Raw genomic sequence first — 19,257 nt, 5'->3', positions numbered from 1 at the left:
CCGATCATGACTCACGCTTTTGACAACCCCGCCGACCAGCCGACCCGCACCAAGGTCTTCGCATTCGCGCTGATGTGCGTCGGTTTTTTCATGGCGACGCTCGATATCCAGATCGTCGCATCGTCGCTGCGAGATATCGGCGGCGGACTGTCCGCCAGTCAGGATGAACTCTCCTGGGTGCAGACCTCGTATCTGATCGCGGAGATCATCGTGATTCCGATGTCGGGGTGGCTCACGCGCGTGTTCTCGACGCGCTGGGTCTTCACCTTCTCCGCGTTCGGCTTCACGGTCACCAGCATGCTGTGTGGTCTCGCGTGGGACATCAACTCGATGATCCTGTTTCGCGGTCTGCAAGGCGCGCTCGGTGCCGCAATGATCCCGACCGTGTTCACGACCGCGTTCGTACTGTTTCCCGGCAAGCAGCGTTTGATCGCGTCGACGACGATCGGCGCGCTTGCGTCGCTTGCGCCGACGATCGGCCCGGTGATCGGCGGCTGGATCACGTCGCAATGGTCGTGGCACTGGCTGTTCTATCTGAACCTGGTACCGGGCGTCGCCGTCACGCTGTTGGTGCCGAAGTACGTGAGTATCGACAAGGTCGATCTGTCCTTGCTGAAAAAGGGCGACTACTTCGGCATCTTGCTGATGTCGGGTTTTCTCGGTTGCCTCGAATACGTGCTCGAAGAGGGACCGCGCAAAAACTGGTTCGGCGACGACGTGATCGTGCTGTGCGCGTGGGTCGCGGCGATCTGCGGGTTTCTGTTCCTCGTGCATGCGTTCACCGCGAAGGAACCGATCGTCGATCTGCGCGCACTGGCGTTGCGCAATTTCGGTATCGGCAGTCTGCTGTCCTTCATTACCGGGATCGGAATCTTCTGCACCGTGTTTCTGACGCCGGTGTTTCTTGCGCGCGTGCGCGGCTTCGATTCGTTGCAGATTGGTCTCGCGTTGCTGTCCGTTGGCTGTTTTCAGTTGCTCGCGCTGGCCGCCTACTCGACGCTCGCGCGCTTCGTCGATATGCGCATGCTGATGGTATTCGGACTCGCGCTGTTTGGCATCGGCTGCTATCTGTACGTGCCGTTGACGAACCAATGGGGCTGGCAGCAGTTGCTGATTCCGCAAGCGTTGCGCGGAATTGGCCAGCAATTCTGTATTCCGCCGATCGTGACGATGGCGTTGGGTGCGTTGCCGCCGTCGCGGCTGCGCTCCGCGAGCGGGCTGTTCAATCTGATGCGCAATCTCGGCGGTGCGATCGGCATCGCGGTCAGCAGCACGATGTTGAACGACCGTCTGAACCTGCACTACGAACGGCTCGACGAACATCTGAATGCGGGCCGTCCGGTCGTCGAATCGATCTTGCAGAAGCAGGCCGAGTATCTGTCGGCCGTTGGTGGTGATGTCTTGAACGCCGCGAGTGCGGGGCTCGCCGAATTGCACGCGGCATTGATGCGCGAAGCGCTGGTGCTCGCATTCTCGGACGCCTTTTTGGCGGTTGCGCTGTGCTTCGTGGTCGGCTTGCTGAGCGTACTGTTTTCGCGCCCGTTCGGCAACACTGCGCCACCGCCCGATGCCCATTAGGAGACCAACATGAAACGAATCGTGATGAAGTTACTGGCGAGCGCGGCGTTCCTGACGCTCGCGGCCTGCGCGGTGCAACCCGCGACGCACGCAGATTTGCCGCATACGGTGCAGACGCTCGCGCCGGCCGCGTGGAGCGTCGACGCGCCGCAAGACAGCGTGAACACCGATGCCTGGTGGGCGCAATTCGGCGACCCAGTGATGCATCAACTGATCGAGTCGGTGTTGACCGGCAACCTCGACGTGCAGGCCGCGGCCGAACGCGTGAAGCAGGCGCAGGACCTGGTGACGCAGAATCGCGCGGCGCTGCTGCCGGAGCTGAATGCGAACGCGGGCGCGTCGACCGAGCGGCAGAACACGCCGCCGCCGCTCGGCTATGTGCGCCAGGCCGGCTTCGGCCTCGCCGCGAGCTGGACGCCGGACGTGTTCGGCGGCGAACGTCTCGCGGTGCTCGCGTCGCAGGCGCAGGTGTCGGGTAGCGTTGCGGCGCTGAACCAGTTGCGGCTCGCGCTCGCCGCGAACACGGCGGCTGCGTATATCGATCTACGCTGGGCGCAGGCGCAATTGCAGATCCTCGACGACAACGAGCAGATTCGCAGCCGCGCGCTGAAGCTCACGCAGGAGCGTCTGCATTACGGCCTGTCGACGCAGCTCGACGTCGCCCGCGCGCAGAATCAGTTGCAGGACTTGCAGGCGCAGATTCCGCGTATGCAATCGGCGGTGCAGCATCAACTGAGTCTGATCGCCGTGTATTCGGGGCGTACGCCGGAAAGCCTCGATACGCTGCTGCTTTCCAACGCGCGCGAGATTCCGGTGCCTGCGCAAAGCGCGCCGCAGGTGTTGCCGTCCGACGCGTTGCTGCATCGACCCGACGTGCGCACCGCCTATGCGCTCGTCGAACAGCGTGCGGCGGAAGTGGGGGTATCGAAGGCGCAGCGCTATCCGCAGTTCAAGATCAACCTGACGAATGGGCTGCTCGCATCGTCGTACCTTGGCTTGCCGACGCTGACCGACAATCTGTTCAGCGCTGCGTTGAATGCGACGAGCCCGATCTTCAACGCCGGGCGCATCACCGCGAACATCGACGCGAGCGAGAGCCGCATGCGCGAATCGCAGCTCGGCTTGCAACAGACGATGTTGCAGGCGCTGAAGGAAGTCGAGGACAATCGCAGCGATCTCGTCAGCGGCGTGGTGCAGGTGCAGCGCCTGGCCGGTGCGCTCGATGCGTCGAATCACGCGCTGCGTTTGTCGACCGAGCTGTATAAGGGCGGTGCGTCGAGCTTCCTCGATGTGCTCGACGCGCAGGAAGCGTATCTGCGCGACTCGGAGTCGCTCAACCAGGCCCGTCGCGAGCACGCGCTTTCGGCGATCGCGCTGTACCGGTCGCTGGGGGGCGGGTGGGAGCAGGGGGAAACGGTGGCGGCGCAGTGAAGACAGCGACATGAAAGCGTATAGGAGGGTTGAAGTCCGATCAAGCGTTTCGCAATCGTCACGAGTTGGTGCGTCGTGGGCGCCTGCTGGCAACGCTCCCCGGAACCGATCCTCCAATCTTTGCTACATTCCTGCACAAGCACCGAATACGCGGCACCATGAAGATGCGTCCGCCAGCGACGCGCATGATCGGCAAATCGAAATCTTTCAAGAGGCTCAAGATGCGAATTCTGGTAGTAGGAGCGGGCGCGGTAGGCGGTTATTTCGGCGGACGTCTGGCGGCGGCCGGGCGGGACGTGACCTTCCTCGTACGCGCCGGTCGCGCGGAAAAGCTACGGAGCGACGGCCTCGTCATCAACAGCCCGCGCGGCAATCTCCAGTTGCCCGACGTGAAGACGATACTGGCCGGTGTCGCCGCCGAGCCGTTCGACCTCGTGCTGCTGAGCTGCAAGGCCTACAGTCTCGACGACGCGATCGATTCGTTCACGCCGTTCGTCGGCGAAGACACGCTGATCCTACCGATGCTCAACGGCATGCGCCATATCGACGTGCTGACCGCGAGCTTCGGCAAGGAGCGCGTGCTCGGCGGTCAGTGCGTGATCGCCGCGACGCTCGATGCCGAGCAGCACATCGCGCATCTGAACGACATGCACGCGATCACGTTCGGCGAACTCGTGGGCGGCACCTCGGAGCGCACCGAGGCGATTGCCGATGCAATGTCCGGCGCGAACTTCGACGTCGCGGTCAGCGACAACATCCTGCTGCGCATGTGGGAAAAATGGGTGTTCCTCGCCACATTGGCCGCGAGTACGTGCTTGATGCGCGGTTCGGTCGGCGATATTCTGGCTGCGCCGGACGGCAAGCGCGTGATTGAGAATCTGCTCGGCGAATGCCGCGCGGCGGCCGAGCACAACGGCTTCACGATGGCCGCGGACTTCGACGTGCGCGCCACCCAGGTGCTGCTGACGCCGTCGCCTCTGACCGCGTCGATGCTGCGCGACGTCGAAAACCACTCGCACACCGAGGCGGATCATATCCTCGGCGACCTGATCTCGCGCGGCGGCGACGCGCAAAAGGGCGAACACGGCGTGTCGCTGCTGCGCATCGCCTATAGTCATCTGAAGACGTACGAAGCTCGCCAGACCCGCACTTCCTGACGGCTCGCCGCGGCCGACGCGAACGCGGATCGGGCCGATGGCGCGACGCACGCGAGCGCCGCCGCAACCTGACGATCGGAGGTCAAGCATGCCGGCTCCCACTGGATCGGTGCCCGCGCTCAGCGCCGCTTCCGCGACCGTGTTCTCGATCGGCATCGTGTTTCTCGGCTACTGGGGTATGTATGAGCCGACTGCCTGGCACAAGGCCGACGTCGTGGTCTTTGTGCTCGCGCTGGCCGGCTTCGCGTGCCTGGGCCTCGTGCCATGGATGGCGACGAGTCCCGTCGAGCCGGAGAACAGCGACTCACGCGTGCGTATCGCGCGGCATCTGTTTCTCTCGGGCGTGACCGCGATCTGGCTCGCGGTGGCGGTTTCCGTGATCTTCTGAAGCTCCGCGAAGACGCGCCGCCGCTTACTCCGGCATCTTCCTGAACGACACCGCAATGCGGTTCCAGCCGTTGATCGCAACGATCAGCAGCGTCAGGTCGCTGATTTCCTGATCGCTGAAATGCGGCTTCACCGCGTCCCATACCGTATCCGGCACGCGCGTTCGCGCGACCAGCGTCACCGCCTCCGTCGATTCGAGCGCCGCGCGTTCGCGCGTCGGGAGTCCGTGGCGGTAAGCTTACGTTCGCCACTGGTCGGTCGAATAACCATTTCGCCGTTATTTGAGGTAACCACCCGAATGGACATTCACATCGCGGTCGAAGGCAATCACGATCTGTCCGGACAGATTTATCGGCAGTTGCGCGCGGGCATTCTCGAAGGGCGCCTTGCCGGCGGCACGCGTCTACCGTCCACGCGCGATCTCGCGACGCAGCTCGGTGTGTCGCGCAAGACCACGCTCGACGTATTCGAGCGGCTGCTGTCAGAAGGTTATCTGAGCGCCCGCGCCGGTTCGGGCACCTTCGTCGCCGACGGACTCGAACGGTTGCCGGTTGAGCGTTCCGCCCACGCGCGCGCGGCGGCCCGCTCGCGCGAACGAGCCGCCGCGCAAGCGAAGGCCGCCGCGCGCGCGCAGCCGCTGTGGGAGCAGATGCCCGACAGTCTGCCGTTGCCGCGGCCGTCGGTGCCGTCGCCGCTCGACTTCATCGGCGGCGCGACCGACAAGACGCTGTTTTCCTTCGACGTCTGGCGCCGCTGCGTGAATCATGCGCTACGCGGCCAGGCGCGCAGCCCCGGCACCTATCGCGACGCCGCGGGGGAGCAGCAGCTGCGGCTCGCGATCTCGCGCTACCTCGCTTTCAACCGTGCGGTGTCGAGCAACTGGGAAGACGTGATCGTTACGCAGGGCGCGCAGCACGCGCTCGATCTGATGGCGCGCATCACGCTGCGGCCCGGTGAAATCGCGGCCATCGAAGACCCCGGCTACCCGCCCGCGCATGCATGCTTCAAGGTGACCGGCGCGCGCGTGGTGCCGGTACCGGTCGATCGCGAAGGCCTGATCGTCGGCAAGCTGCCGGACAAGGCACGGCTCGTCTACGTGACGCCTTCGCATCAGTTTCCGCTCGGTATGCCGATGAGCCTCGAGCGTCGCGTCGAACTGCTCGAATGGGCGCAAAAGCGCGGCGCGGTCATCATCGAGGACGACTACGACTGCGAGTACCGTTTCGAAGGCCGGCCGATGGAGCCGCTGAAGAGCCTCGATCGCGCCGGCCTCGTCGCCTACGTCGGCACGTTTTCGAAGACGATCTTCCCCGAGCTGCGCATCGGCTACCTGGTGCCGCCCGCGTCGTTGCACGGCCCGCTGCTGATGGCGCGGCAGATCGCCGATTGTCACGGCTGCACGCTGACGCAAGCGGCGCTCGCGTCGTTCATGCTCAATGGCGACTTCGCGCGCCATCTGCGGCGCATGCACAAGGCTTACGCGGCCCGCCGCGCGATGCTGCTCGAGCATCTGCAAGGCGGTCTCGCGCGCTGGTTCGAGCCGATCGTGCCGACCGCCGGCATCCATCTGGCGGCGCGGCTCAAGGGGCCGTTGGCGTCGCTCGGCGAAGAGGTGCTCGTTGCCGCCGCGCGTGAAGCGTCGATCGGCCTCTATGGACTCGCGCCATTTCACCATCGCGTGACACCGCAGCCTGGGTTGATCTTCGGCTATGGCAGCATCGCGGCCGAACATATCGACACGGCGCTGACGACGCTCGCCGGCATCCTGCAGCGCATCGCACGCTGAAACGGAGCTCGCCGCAAGCGAGGCGTAGGCATCGTCGAAACGTTGGGGGCGCGTTGCTTGACGCGTCAAACGAAGAAAATGCCCTGTTTCAAGGGGCGAAAACACCGGCTCGCCCCGACGCAACCGCCTCGAAACCACGGCCGAAACGAACTGTAACGAGCGTTACTCCTGCATGTTAAAGAGCTCGCCACGCACGTTTTAGCCGCTAAAACAGGTACTAAAACGTGTTGCACCGTCGGCGCCGCGCAAAAAACCTCATCGCAATACATAAAAGAGTCGCGCAAATCGCTTTAGCGCTTGTAGAATCCGGCGTTGAAGCGTGCACATACGGTGTGCGCTTCGAGCAATTCACTGACCACAACAGGTAGGAGAAACATGCCGACTTCCGCAAAAAAGGTGGCCAAGAAGGCTGCTGCCCCGGTACCGACCAAGAAGGTTGCTGCAAAGAAAGTTCCTGCGAAGAAAGCCGTCGCAGCCAAGAAGGTCGCCGTGAAGGCGTCTGGCGCACCGTCGCCGATCAAGGACACCTTCACGAAGGCCTCGTTGGCAGCTCACATCGCTGAACGCGCTGCAGTGGAACCGAAGACCGCCAAGGCCGTGCTGGCCGCGCTCGAAGACACGATCCTCGGCACGGTGCACAAGAAAGGTGCTGGCGAATTCACGCTGTCGGGTCTGCTGAAGATCGTCGTGCAGGCTGTGCCGGCGAAGAAGAAGCGCTTCGGCAAGGACCCGTTCACGGGTGAAGAGCGCTGGTTCCCGGCCAAGCCGGCCAGCGTGCGCATCAAGACACGCGCGCTGAAGAAGCTGAAGGACGCAGCGGCAGCCTGAACGCGTTGCTCGCACGACTCAGGCGTCGGCATAGCGCTGTTGTGTTTAACCATGCCTGACGTTTGAGTGCGTGAAAAAGCGCCTGCATGCAGGTGATCGAAGTCCCCGTGGATGAAGATTCACGGGGACTTTTTTTATGCGCTCGCTTCGTAGTGCGCGTCGAGTCCATTGGCGAAACGGCAAGCGCGGCTCTCATAGTGTGCTCCCTGATGGCGCACACGCACCTGACTGGCGCATCATGATCCACGACAGTACGATCAAGGCAATCCGACGCCCTGCGGATGCGCCGTTAGCGGGCACGTCAACGCGCTCTATCCCGACACATTCAATGGCATAACGCTTGCTTGATCGAAGGTCGAATACCGAATGCGCAGCGCATTCGCCTTCCATTTGACAACAAGACTGGGGCTGACATGCGATGCTATGACGAGATGCGCCATCACGCCGATGGCGTACGGCCGCATTACGTGCGCTTTGAGCGATGGTTGGACAGTCAGGGCGATGAAGCGATCGCACGCAAGCGCGCGGAAGCGGACCTGCTGTTCCGGCGCGTCGGCATCACGTTCGCAGTAAACGGCGACCTGTCAGGCACCGAGCGGCTGATTCCCTTCGATCTGATTCCGCGCATCATCCCGCGCGGCGAATGGCAGACGCTCGAAGCGGGTTTGCGACAGCGCGTGCAGGCTCTCAATCTGTTTATCCACGACGTCTATCACGATCGCAACATCGTGCGCGCGGGCATCGTGCCGGCCGACCAGGTCTATACCAACGCACAGTATCGTCCCGAGATGCAGGGCGTCGACGTGCCGCTCGGTGTTTACGCGCATATCGCGGGCGTCGACGTGGTGCGCGCCGGCGATGAAGGCGAATTCTACGTACTCGAAGACAATCTGCGTGTGCCGTCGGGCGTGTCGTACATGCTCGAAAACCGCAAGATGATGATGCGGCTCTTCCCCGAACTGTTCGTGCAGAACCGCATCGCGCCGGTCGCGCATTATCCCGACCTGCTGCTCGATACGCTGCGCTCGGTCGCGCCCGCGGGCGTCGACGATCCGGTCGTCGTCGTGCTGACGCCGGGCATGTACAACTCCGCGTATTTCGAGCATACGTTCCTCGCGCAGCAGATGGGCGTCGAGCTCGTCGAAGGCAAGGATCTGTTCGTCGACGACAACTACGTGTTCATGCGCACCACGCAAGGACCGAAGCGCGTCGACGTGATCTACCGGCGCGTCGACGACGATTTTCTCGATCCGCTTGCGTTTCGCCCCGACTCCGCGCTCGGCGTACCGGGTCTGCTCACCGCCTATCGCGCCGGCCGCGTCGCGCTCGCGAACGCGATGGGCACCGGCATCGCCGACGACAAATCGATCTACCCGTACGTGCCGGACATGATCGCGTTTTATCTTGGCGAAAAGCCGATTCTGAACAACGTACCGACCTATCAGTGCCGTAAGCCCGAGGATCTCGCCTATACGCTCGCGCATCTGCCGGAGCTGGTGGTCAAGGAAGTGCATGGCGCGGGCGGCTACGGGATGCTGGTCGGCCCCGCCTCGACAAAGGCCGAAGTCGAGGCCTTCCGCGAGCGGCTGATCGCGCGTCCGGCCGGTTATATCGCACAGCCCACGCTGGCGCTGTCCGCGTGTCCGACTTTCGTCGAATCGGGCATCGCGCCGCGCCATATCGACCTGCGGCCGTTCGTGCTGTCGGGCAAGACCACTACGATGGTGGCGGGCGGCCTCACGCGGGTCGCGTTGCAGGAGGGCTCGCTCGTCGTCAATTCATCGCAGGGTGGCGGGACGAAGGATACCTGGATGGTCGACTGACGCGGTTGCCGCCGCGCTTTTCGCCTCGCTCGCAACAGAGCAGAGCAGGGCGCGACACTCGCAACCTGATGCGCGCTGGCGCTCAACGGATAACCAGCGCGGACCTTTGTCGCTGACGAAGGCCTCGCGCGTTCAGATCACAGACATGGAACGTCGTCATGCTTAGCCGAACCGCCGATCACCTCTTCTGGATGGCCCGCTATATGGAGCGTGCGGAGAACACCGCCCGCATGCTCGACATCAACCTGAAGGCGCAACTGCTGCCGCAGACGGCCGAACAGGAGGCTCGCGCGCAGCGCTCGGTGCTGCGCATCTCCGAGCTCGAAAGCGCCTTCGCGCAGCGCTACGACGAACCGACGCGCGACCACATGCTCGACTTCATGGTCGCCGACGCAAGTAATCCGTCTAGCATCCATTCGTGCCTGCAGGCCGCGCGTGAAAACGCTCGCGCGGTGCGCGGCACGCTGACGACCGAGTGGTGGGAAACCATCAACGACACGTGGCTCGAATTCAACGAGCGGCTCGCGAGCGGGCAGGCCGCGAGCAATCCGGGCTCGTTGTTCGAGTGGGTCAAGTTCCGCTCGCATCTGTCGCGCGGCGTGACGATCGGCACCGCGCTGCAGGACGACGCGTTCTTCTTCACGCAGCTAGGCACGTATCTGGAGCGCGCCGACAACACCGCGCGGATTCTCGATGTGCGTTTCGCGAACGTCGAGCCGAATTCACGCGACGCGGCGCGTCAGCTCGAGGACTTCTATTACTGGACCTCGATCCTGAGTTCGGTGTCGGCGCTCGAGATCTACCGCAGGGTATATCGCGACGTCGTGACGCCCGCGCGCGTCGTCGAGCTGATGATCCTCAATCAGCAGATGCCGCGCTCGCTGCTCGCCTCGCTCGACGGCGTGTGCAGCAATCTCGCGATGCTGCGCACGTCGGGCTCGAACCAGTGCGAGCGCTTCGCCGGCAAGCTGCGCGCCGAGCTGTTGTATGCCGACATCCGGCAGATTTTCGAAAGCGGTCTGCATGCCTATCTGACGCAGTTCCTCGCTCGCGTGTTCGATCTGGGCAATCTGGTGGCGCGTACTTATCTGATGCTGCCAGTGGCCTGACGGAGTTTTCTCATGTACCTGACGATCCGCCACGACACCTCTTACCGCTACGAAGCGACGGTTCACTATTCGATCCAGCAGTTGCGCCTGACGCCCGCGAGCGGCGCCGGACAGACCGTGCGGCGCTGGAACATCGACGCGCCGGGCAAGCTCGACGCGACGCTCGACGCCTACGGCAACGTGCTGCACACGCTCGTCATGAACAAGCCGCACAACGAGATTCATCTGAGCGTGTCGGGCGAGGTGGACACGATGCCGCTCGTCGACGGCGTGCTGCGTGATCCGCCCGGCCCGATTCCGCTCGAGCATTTCACCTGCGCGACGCGTCTGACCGAAGCCGACGGCGCGATCCGCGAACTGGCGGAGTCGGTGGCGAATCTGGCGAGCCCGGCAAGCCTGCTCACGCTGTCCGAGCAGATCGTGCAGCGCGTTCAGTACCGGCCCGGCGTGACCGAGGTCACGAGCACGGCCGCCGAGGCGCTCGCGCTCGGCAACGGCGTGTGTCAGGACCATGCGCATCTGATGCTCGCGTGCTGCCGCGCGCGCGGCGTGCCGGCGCGCTACGTGAGCGGATATATCGAACCCGGCGACGTATCGCATGGCGCGAGTCACGCGTGGGTCGACGTATGGCTCGAAGACAAAGGGTGGATTTCGATCGACGTCACGCATGCCGGGTTTGCCAGCGAGATCTACTGCCGGCTCGCGGTCGCCCGTGACTATGAGGCCGCGGCACCGGTGCGCGGCCGACGCATCGGCGGACTCGAAGAGGAGCTTCACGTGGCGGTGGCGGTCAGCGCGCAGATGTCGCAGTAGCCGCATTGCAACGCCAACGCGCGCGACGTCATTTAACATTCCTGCCACGTGTTCGGAATCAGCTGCCAAAAGGCTGCAAAAAAGGGCCGTAAACACGGATTAAAGGCGCCTGTGCGCCGCATTACAATAGCCCCGTTCCTTTGCCTTCCGCGGATTCCTTATGACTTACTGCGTAGCGATGGCCGTCAACGACGGCCTCGTATTTTTGTCCGACACGCGTACCAATGCGGGCGTCGATCACATCAGTACCGCGCGCAAGATGTCGGTGTTCGAGCAACCCGGCGAACGCATGCTGGTGCTGCTCGGCGCCGGCAATCTGTCGATCACGCAAGCGGTGCTGCACGAGCTGTCCGAGCCCGCCGATGCCAGCGAGCCCACGCTGTGGAGCGTGCCGACCATGGCGGATGCCGCGCGCGTGGTTGGCAGCGCGGTGCGTCGCGTGCATGAGCGCGAGGCCGAGGCGCTGCAGAAGTTCGGTGTCGACTTCAATTGCAGCTTCATTCTCGGCGGCCAGATCGCGGGCAACCGGATGCGCCTTTTCATGATCTACGCGGCGGGCAATTTCATCGAGGCGTCGGCCGTGAATCCGTATTTCCAGATCGGCGAGGCGAAGTATGGCAAGCCGATCATCGATCGGGTGCTGACGCCGTCCACACCGCTCGACGAGGCCGCGAAGTCCGCGCTGATCTCGATGGACTCGACGCTGCGCTCGAACCTGTCAGTGGGCTTGCCGCTCGATCTGCTCGTGTACGAGAAGGATGCGCTGCGCGTCACGCGGTTCGTGTCGATCGATCGCGACAACGCGTACTTCGACATGCTTCACCGCACATGGGGCGAGCGTCTGCGCCAGGTGTTCGCCGAGATTCCCGATCCGGACTGGCAGCAGTCGCTGGATGCGCCGTCGCCGCAGTCGGAGCGGGCGCTGGTGCTATATCGCGCGCCGGTCGGCGCCGATGGCGTCGAGCATGAGCACGATGTGTCGCCCGCGCAGATTCTCGCGCAGGCCGACAAGGGCAAGGCGCAGCGGCGCTAGCTGCGTTGGGTTCGGCGCGCGCGTCAGGCTCGCTCGGGCCCGCACCAAAACCTCAGGACGAAAAAAAACCAGCCATCGGCATCGCCTCTGGCTGGTTTCTGGTCTCTGGCTACGCAGCGCGTCAGCTGCGTAGCCGGTCCGATTCGAAGTCCGATTAGAACTTGTGACGGATACCGAGGCTGACCATGACCTGGTTGTTGGTGCTCGACTGGTTGCCATACGAACCGATCGAAGCCGTAGCCGATACAAGGCCACCACCGGCGCCCGGCACACGCTGTTCGCCGCTTGCATGCTGCCATGCGCCGACCGCGTACAAGTCCGTGCGCTTCGAGAGCGAGTAATCCCCGCCCAGCGACACCTGGTTATACGTTGCGGACGCATCGCCGTGACCCTTCGTGTAGGCATAGCCAACACCCACCAGCGCTGCCGGCGTGAGCTGGTAGCCCAAATACGCGCGACCCACTTCGTACTTCTGCGTCGTCGCGAAGCCCGAGCTCGCGTCCGGCTTGTACTGTGCGTTGCTGTACGACAGGTTAGCCGTCCACGGGCCCGTCACGTACTGAACCGCTGCCGACGCGATGCCGATCGACTTCGCTGCAGCATAAGCCGCGTTGATGCCGGCGTTGGCCGGGAAGTTGGTGTCAAACGTGGCTCCCGGCGCTGCCGTACCAGCCCAGCCGTCATTAGCCGCACGCGTAACCGGCGAATTGGCATTGCTTGCGTGCAGGTAACCAGCAGCGATGCTGAACGGACCCGTTGCATACGTTGCCGCGCCCGACCACGTCTGGCCCGAACCCGTCGCGCCTGCGACGCCGCCCAGAGCGTACAGACCTTCGAACTGGAAGCCCGACCACACCGGCGACACGTACTTCATCGAGTTGATGACGCGGAAGCTGTTGTCGTTGTTGTCGACGTCACCCGGCGTAGCGAACGTGCTGCCGAAGTAGTTGTCGCCCGTCAGCGGCTGGATCATGTCGACCAGCGGGTCGTACTGACGACCGGCCGTAAACGTGCCCCAAGTGTCGCCCGTCAGACCGACGTACGCCTGACGACCGAACATCGAGCCACCTTGCTGCAGCTTGCCGGTGTTGATGTCAAAGCCGTTTTCCAACTGGAAAATCGCCTTCAGGCCGCCGCCGAGGTCTTCCGTGCCCTTCAGGCCGAAACGGTTGCCTTGCAGGTTGCCGCCAAACATTTGCACGAGGCTACCGCCGTGAGGGGTAGCGTTGTTCACGTACTGGATCGATTCATCGACCAGGCCATAGAGAGTCACGCTGCTTTGCGCGTGAGCCATGCCGGAAACGCCGAGAAGCGCCAGCGAGAGGGTAGACAGTGCGATTCGTTTCATCCATTTCTCCACGCAGATGATTGTTCGTTGTTGCGGAAAGCAGAATAGCTCAGTGGCTCGGTGGGGTAGAAACGAAAAAAAAGAGTGTCGCCAAAAACTGACAATCGATGCAAACCCTTGTATTTAAAGCTCTCAACGATTGTTTCCATTTGCGCAACATTTATTGGTCTGATGCGCATTATTGTTGATTTGTTGATAGTGGCTGGATGAATGATGCACTATGAGCGTCGATTTGCATGCTAAATGTAATCTAGTCGTCTACACGTCCACTCGTCTTTGTAGTGAAATCATAAAAGAGACGGCTGACGAGCGGACTAGACAGGCTGGACAGAAGGGGCGCGTTGTGTGTCCAAGCGCAATCGACTGGATTGACGGCGCAACACGTGCATCTATAAGGGTATGGACGGTAGCGTGGTGTGAAGCGCCCGCTTCAGCGCCGGTCGGCGCCACGGCGCGCCATGGCCGCGGCCGTGAGCCCCGCGGCGGCCGCGAGCAGCACCGAGGTCCACGGGTTGCGTCGCACGTAGCGGTCGGCGGCCGTCGCCTGGCGGCGCGCTTCGACGAGGGCGCACGCCGCGAAACGGGTGGCTTGCGCTTCGGCGTCGAGCACCTTGCGCGTAACGTCCACCGCGGTCTCATGCGCGGAGCGCCTTTGCGCCGCCGCGTTGATTCCCGCGGGCAGCAGCGGCGTAGCCGTTTGGCTGGCAACACCCACAGCAGCGGGAGCAGACGGCGCGACATTTGCCGCGACGGTCGATGCCGCCAGTACCGACGCGAGCTTCGCGCGGCTGCCCGGCGGCGACTCGCCCTGCATGCCCCAGCCGCCACGCGGATCGTGCAGCCGGCCGCGCGCCGCCGAGAACTCCGCGCCGAGCAGCAGCACCAGCGCCGAGAAGTACAGCCACATCAGCAGCACCGCGAGCGAGCCGGCCGCGCCGAACGCGCTGGCCATTCCCGCATGCGCGAGATAGAGCGCGAACAGCTTCTTGCCAGCCGTAAACAACACGGCCGCGACGATGCCGCCCACCACCGCATCGCGCCACAGCACCCGAGCGTCGGGCAGAAACTTGAGCAGTCCGGCGAACGCGAAGATCAGCACGAGCAGCCCGACGCCGAGCTGCAGCAGATTGCCGATTACGACATACGGCGAGTCGCCCCACAGCCAGTTGCCGATAAAGACGATCACCGTATCGAGCACCAGCGACACGATCAGCAGGAACGCGACGCCGAGCACGAGCCCGAACGAAATCAGTCGCACCCGCACCAGCGCGAGCCAGCTGGAAGTGCGCGGCCCGCTGTCCGGCCACACTATATTGAGCGCGCTGTTCAGCGACGAGAACGTCGCCGACGCGCCGATCGCCAGCAGCGAGAACGAGATGATCGTCGCGATGCCGCCTTTGGCACCCGCGTGATGCGCGTTCTCGACGATCGTCTGCACGCCGGCGGCGGCCTGGTCGCCGATCAGGCCGTTGATGTGGCCGAACAGCTCGCCGCGCGCGGCCGCCGGGCCGAAGAACCAGCCGGCCACCGCGATCACCATCACGAGCGTCGGCGCGAGCGAAAACGCCGCATAGAACGCGATGCTCGCCGCCATCTCAGGACAGCGGTTCTCCGCGAACTGCCGCAGTGCGCCCATCGCCCAATTGGCCTGATGACGCGCGGCCTGTTGGAGGTTCTCGCGAGAGAGCGTGTCGATGTCCATGATCGTGTCTGAATCGTAAGGGCGCCTTCAGGGTGTTTGCTTCATTGCATTTCGCAAACCTCGTGCCCGTCACTATACAAGTTATGCGGCGCGCTGCATGGCCTGCTTTCATGGCCTGTTTCGCGGCCTGTTTCGCGGCCTGTTTCGCGGCCGCCCGCGCGTACCGCTAGAATGCAGCGGGTTAATGTCACCTTTCCGCTCATCATGCATTCGCACGAACTCGTACAGCAACTGGACGTCATCGAGCGCGACCAGTGGAGCGCGCATCTGCCCGCGCACGTCATCGAACAATTGCCGGCGCGCGGGATCACGGTGTTCGCCGTCACCGACGACGCCTCCGACACCGCCGCATTCAGCGCTCGCTACGGCTTCGGTCTCGAAGACTGCGCGAACACGATCGTGATCCGCTACAGGAAAGAGGGTGGCGAGCACTATGCGGCGCTCGTGTCGCTCGGCTCGCGGCGGCTCGACATCAACGGCGCGGTGAAGGCCGCGCTCGGCGCACAGCGGCTGTCATTCGCGAAGCGCGAGGCGGCGGTCGAGCATAGCCAGATGGAGTTCGGCGGAATTACCGCGTTCGGTCTGCCGGCCGACTGGCGCATCCTCGTCGACGCCGCCGTGATGGAGCGTGCGCAGATCGTGATGGGCGCCGGCGTGCGCGCGGCCAAGCTGCTGATGTCGCCCGACGTGCTGCGGCAATGGCCGCGCTGCGAGGTGGTGGCGCTGACGCTGCCTGCGGACGGAAACCCGCAACCTTGAAGCCGCACTGAAGTTTTCTTCCGTCGCGCCGTTAATCCCGACTACGACATGAAACGTTTGCGGCGTCCGTTCGCGCGGACAGCCGCCGACCACGACAAGGGATACGGAAGATGGAACGGTTTCGCCTGAAAGTGCGGCTGTGGCTCGCGCTCGCGGTGATGTGCATGGGCATTCTGGCGATCGGCCTGTGGGGGGCGTTCAAGACACGAGACACGATGATCGCCGATCGCGAGGGCGAGCTGAAAAACGTGGTCAGCATCGCGTACAGCGTGCTCGATCGCTACAACGCGCTCGTCGCGGCCGGCACGATGCCCCTCGCCGACGCGCAGCGCGCCGCGATGGACGACCTGCGCGCAATGCGCTACGACGGTGCCGGCGGCTATCTCGTGCTCGAAGACAGCCAGGCGCACGTGCTGATGCATGCCACGCGCGCCGACCTCGTCGGCAAGGACATGACCAACGTCACCGATCCGGACGGCCGCCACGTGTTCAAGGAAGGTTCCGAGCAAACGCAGCGCGAAGGCGAGGCCTTCGTTCATCTGCAGTTCCCGAAGCCCGGCACCGACAAGCTTGCGCCGAAGATCAACTACATGCGGCTTTACAAGCCGTGGGACTGGACCATCGTCACCGGCGTCTTCACGGACGACATCGACGGCGTGTTCTACCGCACCCTCGTGCAATACGTGATCGCGGCGGTGGTGCTTTGCGCACTCGTGTCGCTGGTGATCGGCGTGATTTTGCGCAGCATTCTGCGTCAGCTTGGCGGCGAACCGGCGTACGCGCTGCAGATTGCATCGCGTATCGCGGACGGCGACCTCGACGTGGTCGTCGACGCGAAGGCCGGCGACAGTACGAGCCTGCTCGCCGCGATGAAACGGATGCAGCAGCGTCTCGCGCAGGCGATCGAACAGATTCGCGGCGGCGCGACGCTGATTTCGTCGGTATCGAACGAGATCGCCGCGGGCAATTCGGACCTGTCGCGCCGCACCGAGCAGCAGGCGGCCGCGCTCGGCGAGACCGCGTCGAGCATGGAGCAGATCACCGCGACCGTGCGTCAGAACGCCGACAACGCGAAGCAGGCGAGCCAGCTCGCGCACAACGCGTCGGAGACCGCGGCGCGAGGCGGCGCGGTGGTCGGTCAGGTGATTGACACGATGCGCGGGATTTCACAGTCGTCGCACCGGATCGGCGACATCATCGGCGTGATCGAAGGGATTGCGTTTCAAACCAATATTCTCGCGTTGAACGCGGCCGTTGAGGCGGCGCGCGCGGGCGAGGAAGGCCGCGGTTTCGCGGTGGTCGCGGGCGAAGTGCGCACGCTCGCACAACGCAGCGCGGCGGCCGCGAAGGAGATCAAGGCACTGATCGAGGAATCGGCCGCGCAGATCGCGGGCGGTTCGGAGCACGTCGGACGCGCGGGTGACACGATGCAGGAAGTCGTGCAGGCGGTACGTCGTGTCAACGACATCATGGGCGAGATCAGCGCGGCGTCGGCCGAGCAGACCTCGGGCATCGAGCAGGTCAACATCGCGGTCGCGAGCATGGATCGGACGACGCAACAGAATGCGGCGCTCGTCGAGGAAGCGAGCGCGGCGGCCGATGTGCTGAAGACGCAGACCGGGCAGTTGTCGGCGGCGATCGCGGTGTTCCGGTTGCCCGAGCAGCGCTAAGGCACCAGGCCGCGTTGTCGACGCGCGCGAGAATTCACCGCACGCGCGCTCGCAGCGCGGTGCGTGTCTCACGCCAAGCGGATCCCCGCGCGGCTCAACAATTGGCGGCTGCGCTCCGACAGATTCTTCATGCGCAATTCCTTGCCTGCCTTGCGATAGCGCTCGGCCAGACCCTGCAACGCGGCGAGCGCCGAATGATCGGCGAGCAGCAGGTGACTGCAATCGACGGTCACGCTCGCCGGGTCGCGCGCCGGATCGAACAGCTCGTGAAAGCGCGTCGTCGACGCGAAAAACAGCGTGCCGCGCGGCACATAGGTCTTATGGCCCGCTCGATCCTCGGCATGCGTGTGAATTTCGCGCGCGTGCTGCCACGCGAAGTTGAGCGCGGCGATCACGATGCCGCACATCACCGCGATCGCGAGATCGGCAAACACGGTGATGACCGTGACCGCGACGATCACGAGCGCGTCGTTGCGCGGCACCTTGCCGAGCACGCGCAGCGATCCCCACGCGAAGGTTCGCTGCGCGACCACGAACATCACGCCCACCAGCGCCGCGAGCGGAATTCGCTCGATCAGCGGCGACAGGAACAGGATGTACAGCAGGATCATCACGCCGCTGACGATTCCCGACAGCCGCGAGCGTCCCCCCGAATTCAGGTTGATCATGGTCTGGCCGATCATCGCGCAACCGTCACGACGGCCATCGAGCCCGCCGCGCCCGAAATCATGCCGGGACGTCCGCCAAATAGCGCGGTGACGGTGCAGATAAAGAATGCGCCGTACAGACCCAGCAACGGATTCAGATGGGCGACGAGCGCAAAGGCGATGCATTCGGGCACCAGCGCGAACGACGAGGTCAAGCCTGCGAGCACGTTGCTGCGAATGCCGGACAGCCAGGCGGGCCGACCGGAAGCGGGACTAGCGGTGTTCATGTTCTACGAGGTGGCGCGCGAGCGCAATGCTGAGGCTTGTATGGGCTGCGCTGAACTGGCGTGGCAACGCGCGGCTGCGCGAAGGATTGCGTCCGCTGGGCGCGGACGGTTGACGAAAGGCGTGAATTCTACCGTTGCGCGATGAACGGCGCAGGCGAAGCGGGCGGGAACGCTATGGCCCGAACGCGCGGCGCGGATCTGTCGTGCAATCGCGCGGCGCGCTCGCGCCACAAATCCGCAAGAGGGAAAGCTCCGTTCAGATACTCAGATAATCAGCCGCGACACCTTCGTGCCCTCGAGCGACACGCCGGCCATCAGGCCGCCGTTGGTCAGCACGAAAGCCTGCACCGGGCTCGTCGCGGTCGACGAATCGACCGCGCCGTTCGCGCCGACTTTCAGCACGGCGACGGTCGCATTCGCGCCGACTGCCCAGCCCTGGCTGTGCATGAATTCGTCGAGCGCTTCCTGCGTCATGAACAGAAACACGAGCGCCTTCGACTGCGCGCCGATCTGCAATCCGAACGAGCCCGCGACCGTGCTGTAGTAGCCGACCGTGCGGCCGCCGATACGCATCGCCCCTTCACCATACTGTCCGCCGACCCAGAAGCCGGCCGAGATCACCGATGGAAACACCAGTACGCCGCGCGCTTTCGCAACGAGCTCACGCGCACCGTCGACGTTTTCGTAGAGACGCGCGAGCGTCGAGTCGACGCCGGCGTTGATCGTGTCGCGCTTGCCGGCGTTGGCAGACAGCGATGCGTTCGAGGACGGCGAAGTCGTCGTGCAACCGGTGAGGCTCAGGCCTGCGACGGCCAATGCAGCGCTGCCGGTCATGATGAATTGTCGTCTGCGCATGACGGTTTTCCTTTGCGTTTCTCACGCGTGTTGTACGTTTTGGA

The 19,257-nt window shown here is 64.0% G+C and carries 15 protein-coding genes and 2 pseudogenes; 12 read left to right on the top strand and 5 right to left on the bottom strand.

Annotation, left to right across the window (positions count from 1 at the left end):
- Nucleotides 1-6: 6 nt before the first annotated feature.
- From OKW28_RS05705 to OKW28_RS05690, 4 genes are all read left to right on the top strand, one after another.
- Nucleotides 7-1,578 (top strand): DHA2 family efflux MFS transporter permease subunit, encoded by a 1,572-nt coding sequence (locus OKW28_RS05705; RefSeq protein WP_429444144.1) that lies wholly within the window; start codon nt 7-9, stop codon nt 1,576-1,578.
- Between the two features lie 9 nt (nt 1,579-1,587).
- Nucleotides 1,588-3,009, top strand: coding sequence for an efflux transporter outer membrane subunit (locus OKW28_RS05700; protein ID WP_429444143.1), 1,422 nt, complete (start codon nt 1,588-1,590; stop codon nt 3,007-3,009).
- Nucleotides 3,010-3,230: 221 nt separating this feature from the next.
- Nucleotides 3,231-4,166, top strand: a complete 936-nt coding sequence (panE, locus tag OKW28_RS05695) for a 2-dehydropantoate 2-reductase (protein WP_429444142.1) — start codon at nt 3,231-3,233, stop codon at nt 4,164-4,166.
- Between the two features lie 88 nt (nt 4,167-4,254).
- Nucleotides 4,255-4,554, top strand: a complete 300-nt coding sequence (locus OKW28_RS05690) for a hypothetical protein (protein ID WP_429444141.1) — start codon at nt 4,255-4,257, stop codon at nt 4,552-4,554.
- 24 nt (nt 4,555-4,578) lie between these two features.
- Here the strand turns inward: OKW28_RS05690 and OKW28_RS05685 are convergent.
- Nucleotides 4,579-4,767, bottom strand: a pseudogene (locus tag OKW28_RS05685) (carboxymuconolactone decarboxylase family protein); the annotation flags it as partial.
- An 84-nt stretch (nt 4,768-4,851) separates the two neighbouring features.
- Between OKW28_RS05685 and OKW28_RS05680 the strand changes: the two are divergent.
- From OKW28_RS05680 to OKW28_RS05655, 6 genes are all read left to right on the top strand, one after another.
- Entirely contained in the window at nt 4,852-6,339 is a 1,488-nt protein-coding gene (locus tag OKW28_RS05680) for a PLP-dependent aminotransferase family protein (RefSeq protein ID WP_429444140.1), read from the top strand.
- 375 nt (nt 6,340-6,714) lie between these two features.
- The gene (locus OKW28_RS05675; protein ID WP_090807144.1) at nt 6,715-7,167 is read left to right on the top strand and encodes an HU family DNA-binding protein; all 453 of its coding nucleotides are present in this window, start codon (nt 6,715-6,717) and stop codon (nt 7,165-7,167) included.
- 413 nt (nt 7,168-7,580) lie between these two features.
- Nucleotides 7,581-8,990 (top strand): circularly permuted type 2 ATP-grasp protein, encoded by a 1,410-nt coding sequence (locus OKW28_RS05670; RefSeq protein WP_429444139.1) that lies wholly within the window; start codon nt 7,581-7,583, stop codon nt 8,988-8,990.
- 158 nt (nt 8,991-9,148) lie between these two features.
- Entirely contained in the window at nt 9,149-10,099 is a 951-nt protein-coding gene (locus OKW28_RS05665; protein WP_429291600.1) for an alpha-E domain-containing protein, read from the top strand.
- 12 nt (nt 10,100-10,111) lie between these two features.
- Nucleotides 10,112-10,912 (top strand): transglutaminase family protein, encoded by an 801-nt coding sequence (locus OKW28_RS05660; RefSeq protein ID WP_429444138.1) that lies wholly within the window; start codon nt 10,112-10,114, stop codon nt 10,910-10,912.
- Between the two features lie 160 nt (nt 10,913-11,072).
- Nucleotides 11,073-11,945, top strand: a complete 873-nt coding sequence (locus OKW28_RS05655; RefSeq protein ID WP_429444137.1) for a peptidase — start codon at nt 11,073-11,075, stop codon at nt 11,943-11,945.
- 154 nt (nt 11,946-12,099) lie between these two features.
- On the opposite strand, the gene OKW28_RS05650 is transcribed toward OKW28_RS05655, so the two are convergent.
- Together OKW28_RS05650 and OKW28_RS05645 are read right to left on the bottom strand one after the other, a co-directional pair.
- Nucleotides 12,100-13,293 (bottom strand): porin, encoded by a 1,194-nt coding sequence (locus OKW28_RS05650; protein ID WP_429444136.1) that lies wholly within the window; start codon nt 13,291-13,293, stop codon nt 12,100-12,102.
- A gap of 430 nt (nt 13,294-13,723) precedes the next feature.
- On the bottom strand, nt 13,724-14,995 hold the full coding sequence (locus OKW28_RS05645) for a YhjD/YihY/BrkB family envelope integrity protein (protein ID WP_429444135.1): 1,272 nt from the start codon (nt 14,993-14,995) through the stop codon (nt 13,724-13,726).
- A 204-nt stretch (nt 14,996-15,199) separates the two neighbouring features.
- On the opposite strand from OKW28_RS05645, the gene OKW28_RS05640 reads away from it, so the two are divergent.
- Nucleotides 15,200-15,754, top strand: coding sequence for a YbaK/EbsC family protein (locus OKW28_RS05640; protein ID WP_429444134.1), 555 nt, complete (start codon nt 15,200-15,202; stop codon nt 15,752-15,754).
- A gap of 110 nt (nt 15,755-15,864) precedes the next feature.
- The gene (locus OKW28_RS05635) at nt 15,865-17,424 is read left to right on the top strand and encodes a methyl-accepting chemotaxis protein (RefSeq protein WP_429444133.1); all 1,560 of its coding nucleotides are present in this window, start codon (nt 15,865-15,867) and stop codon (nt 17,422-17,424) included.
- A 68-nt stretch (nt 17,425-17,492) separates the two neighbouring features.
- On the opposite strand, the pseudogene OKW28_RS05630 reads toward OKW28_RS05635, so the two are convergent.
- Both OKW28_RS05630 and OKW28_RS05625 read right to left on the bottom strand, forming a co-directional pair.
- Nucleotides 17,493-18,358, bottom strand: a pseudogene (locus OKW28_RS05630) (SulP family inorganic anion transporter).
- Between the two features lie 264 nt (nt 18,359-18,622).
- On the bottom strand, nt 18,623-19,213 hold the full coding sequence (locus OKW28_RS05625; protein WP_429444132.1) for a BPSL1445 family SYLF domain-containing lipoprotein: 591 nt from the start codon (nt 19,211-19,213) through the stop codon (nt 18,623-18,625).
- Nucleotides 19,214-19,257 lie beyond the last annotated feature (44 nt).

The organism is Paraburkholderia sp. 40 (genome assembly GCF_050434105.1).
Classification (GTDB): Bacteria; Pseudomonadota; Gammaproteobacteria; order Burkholderiales; family Burkholderiaceae; genus Paraburkholderia; species Paraburkholderia tuberum.
Note: the sequence above shows the minus strand (reverse complement) of the source record. Positions and strands in the feature narration are given on the sequence as shown.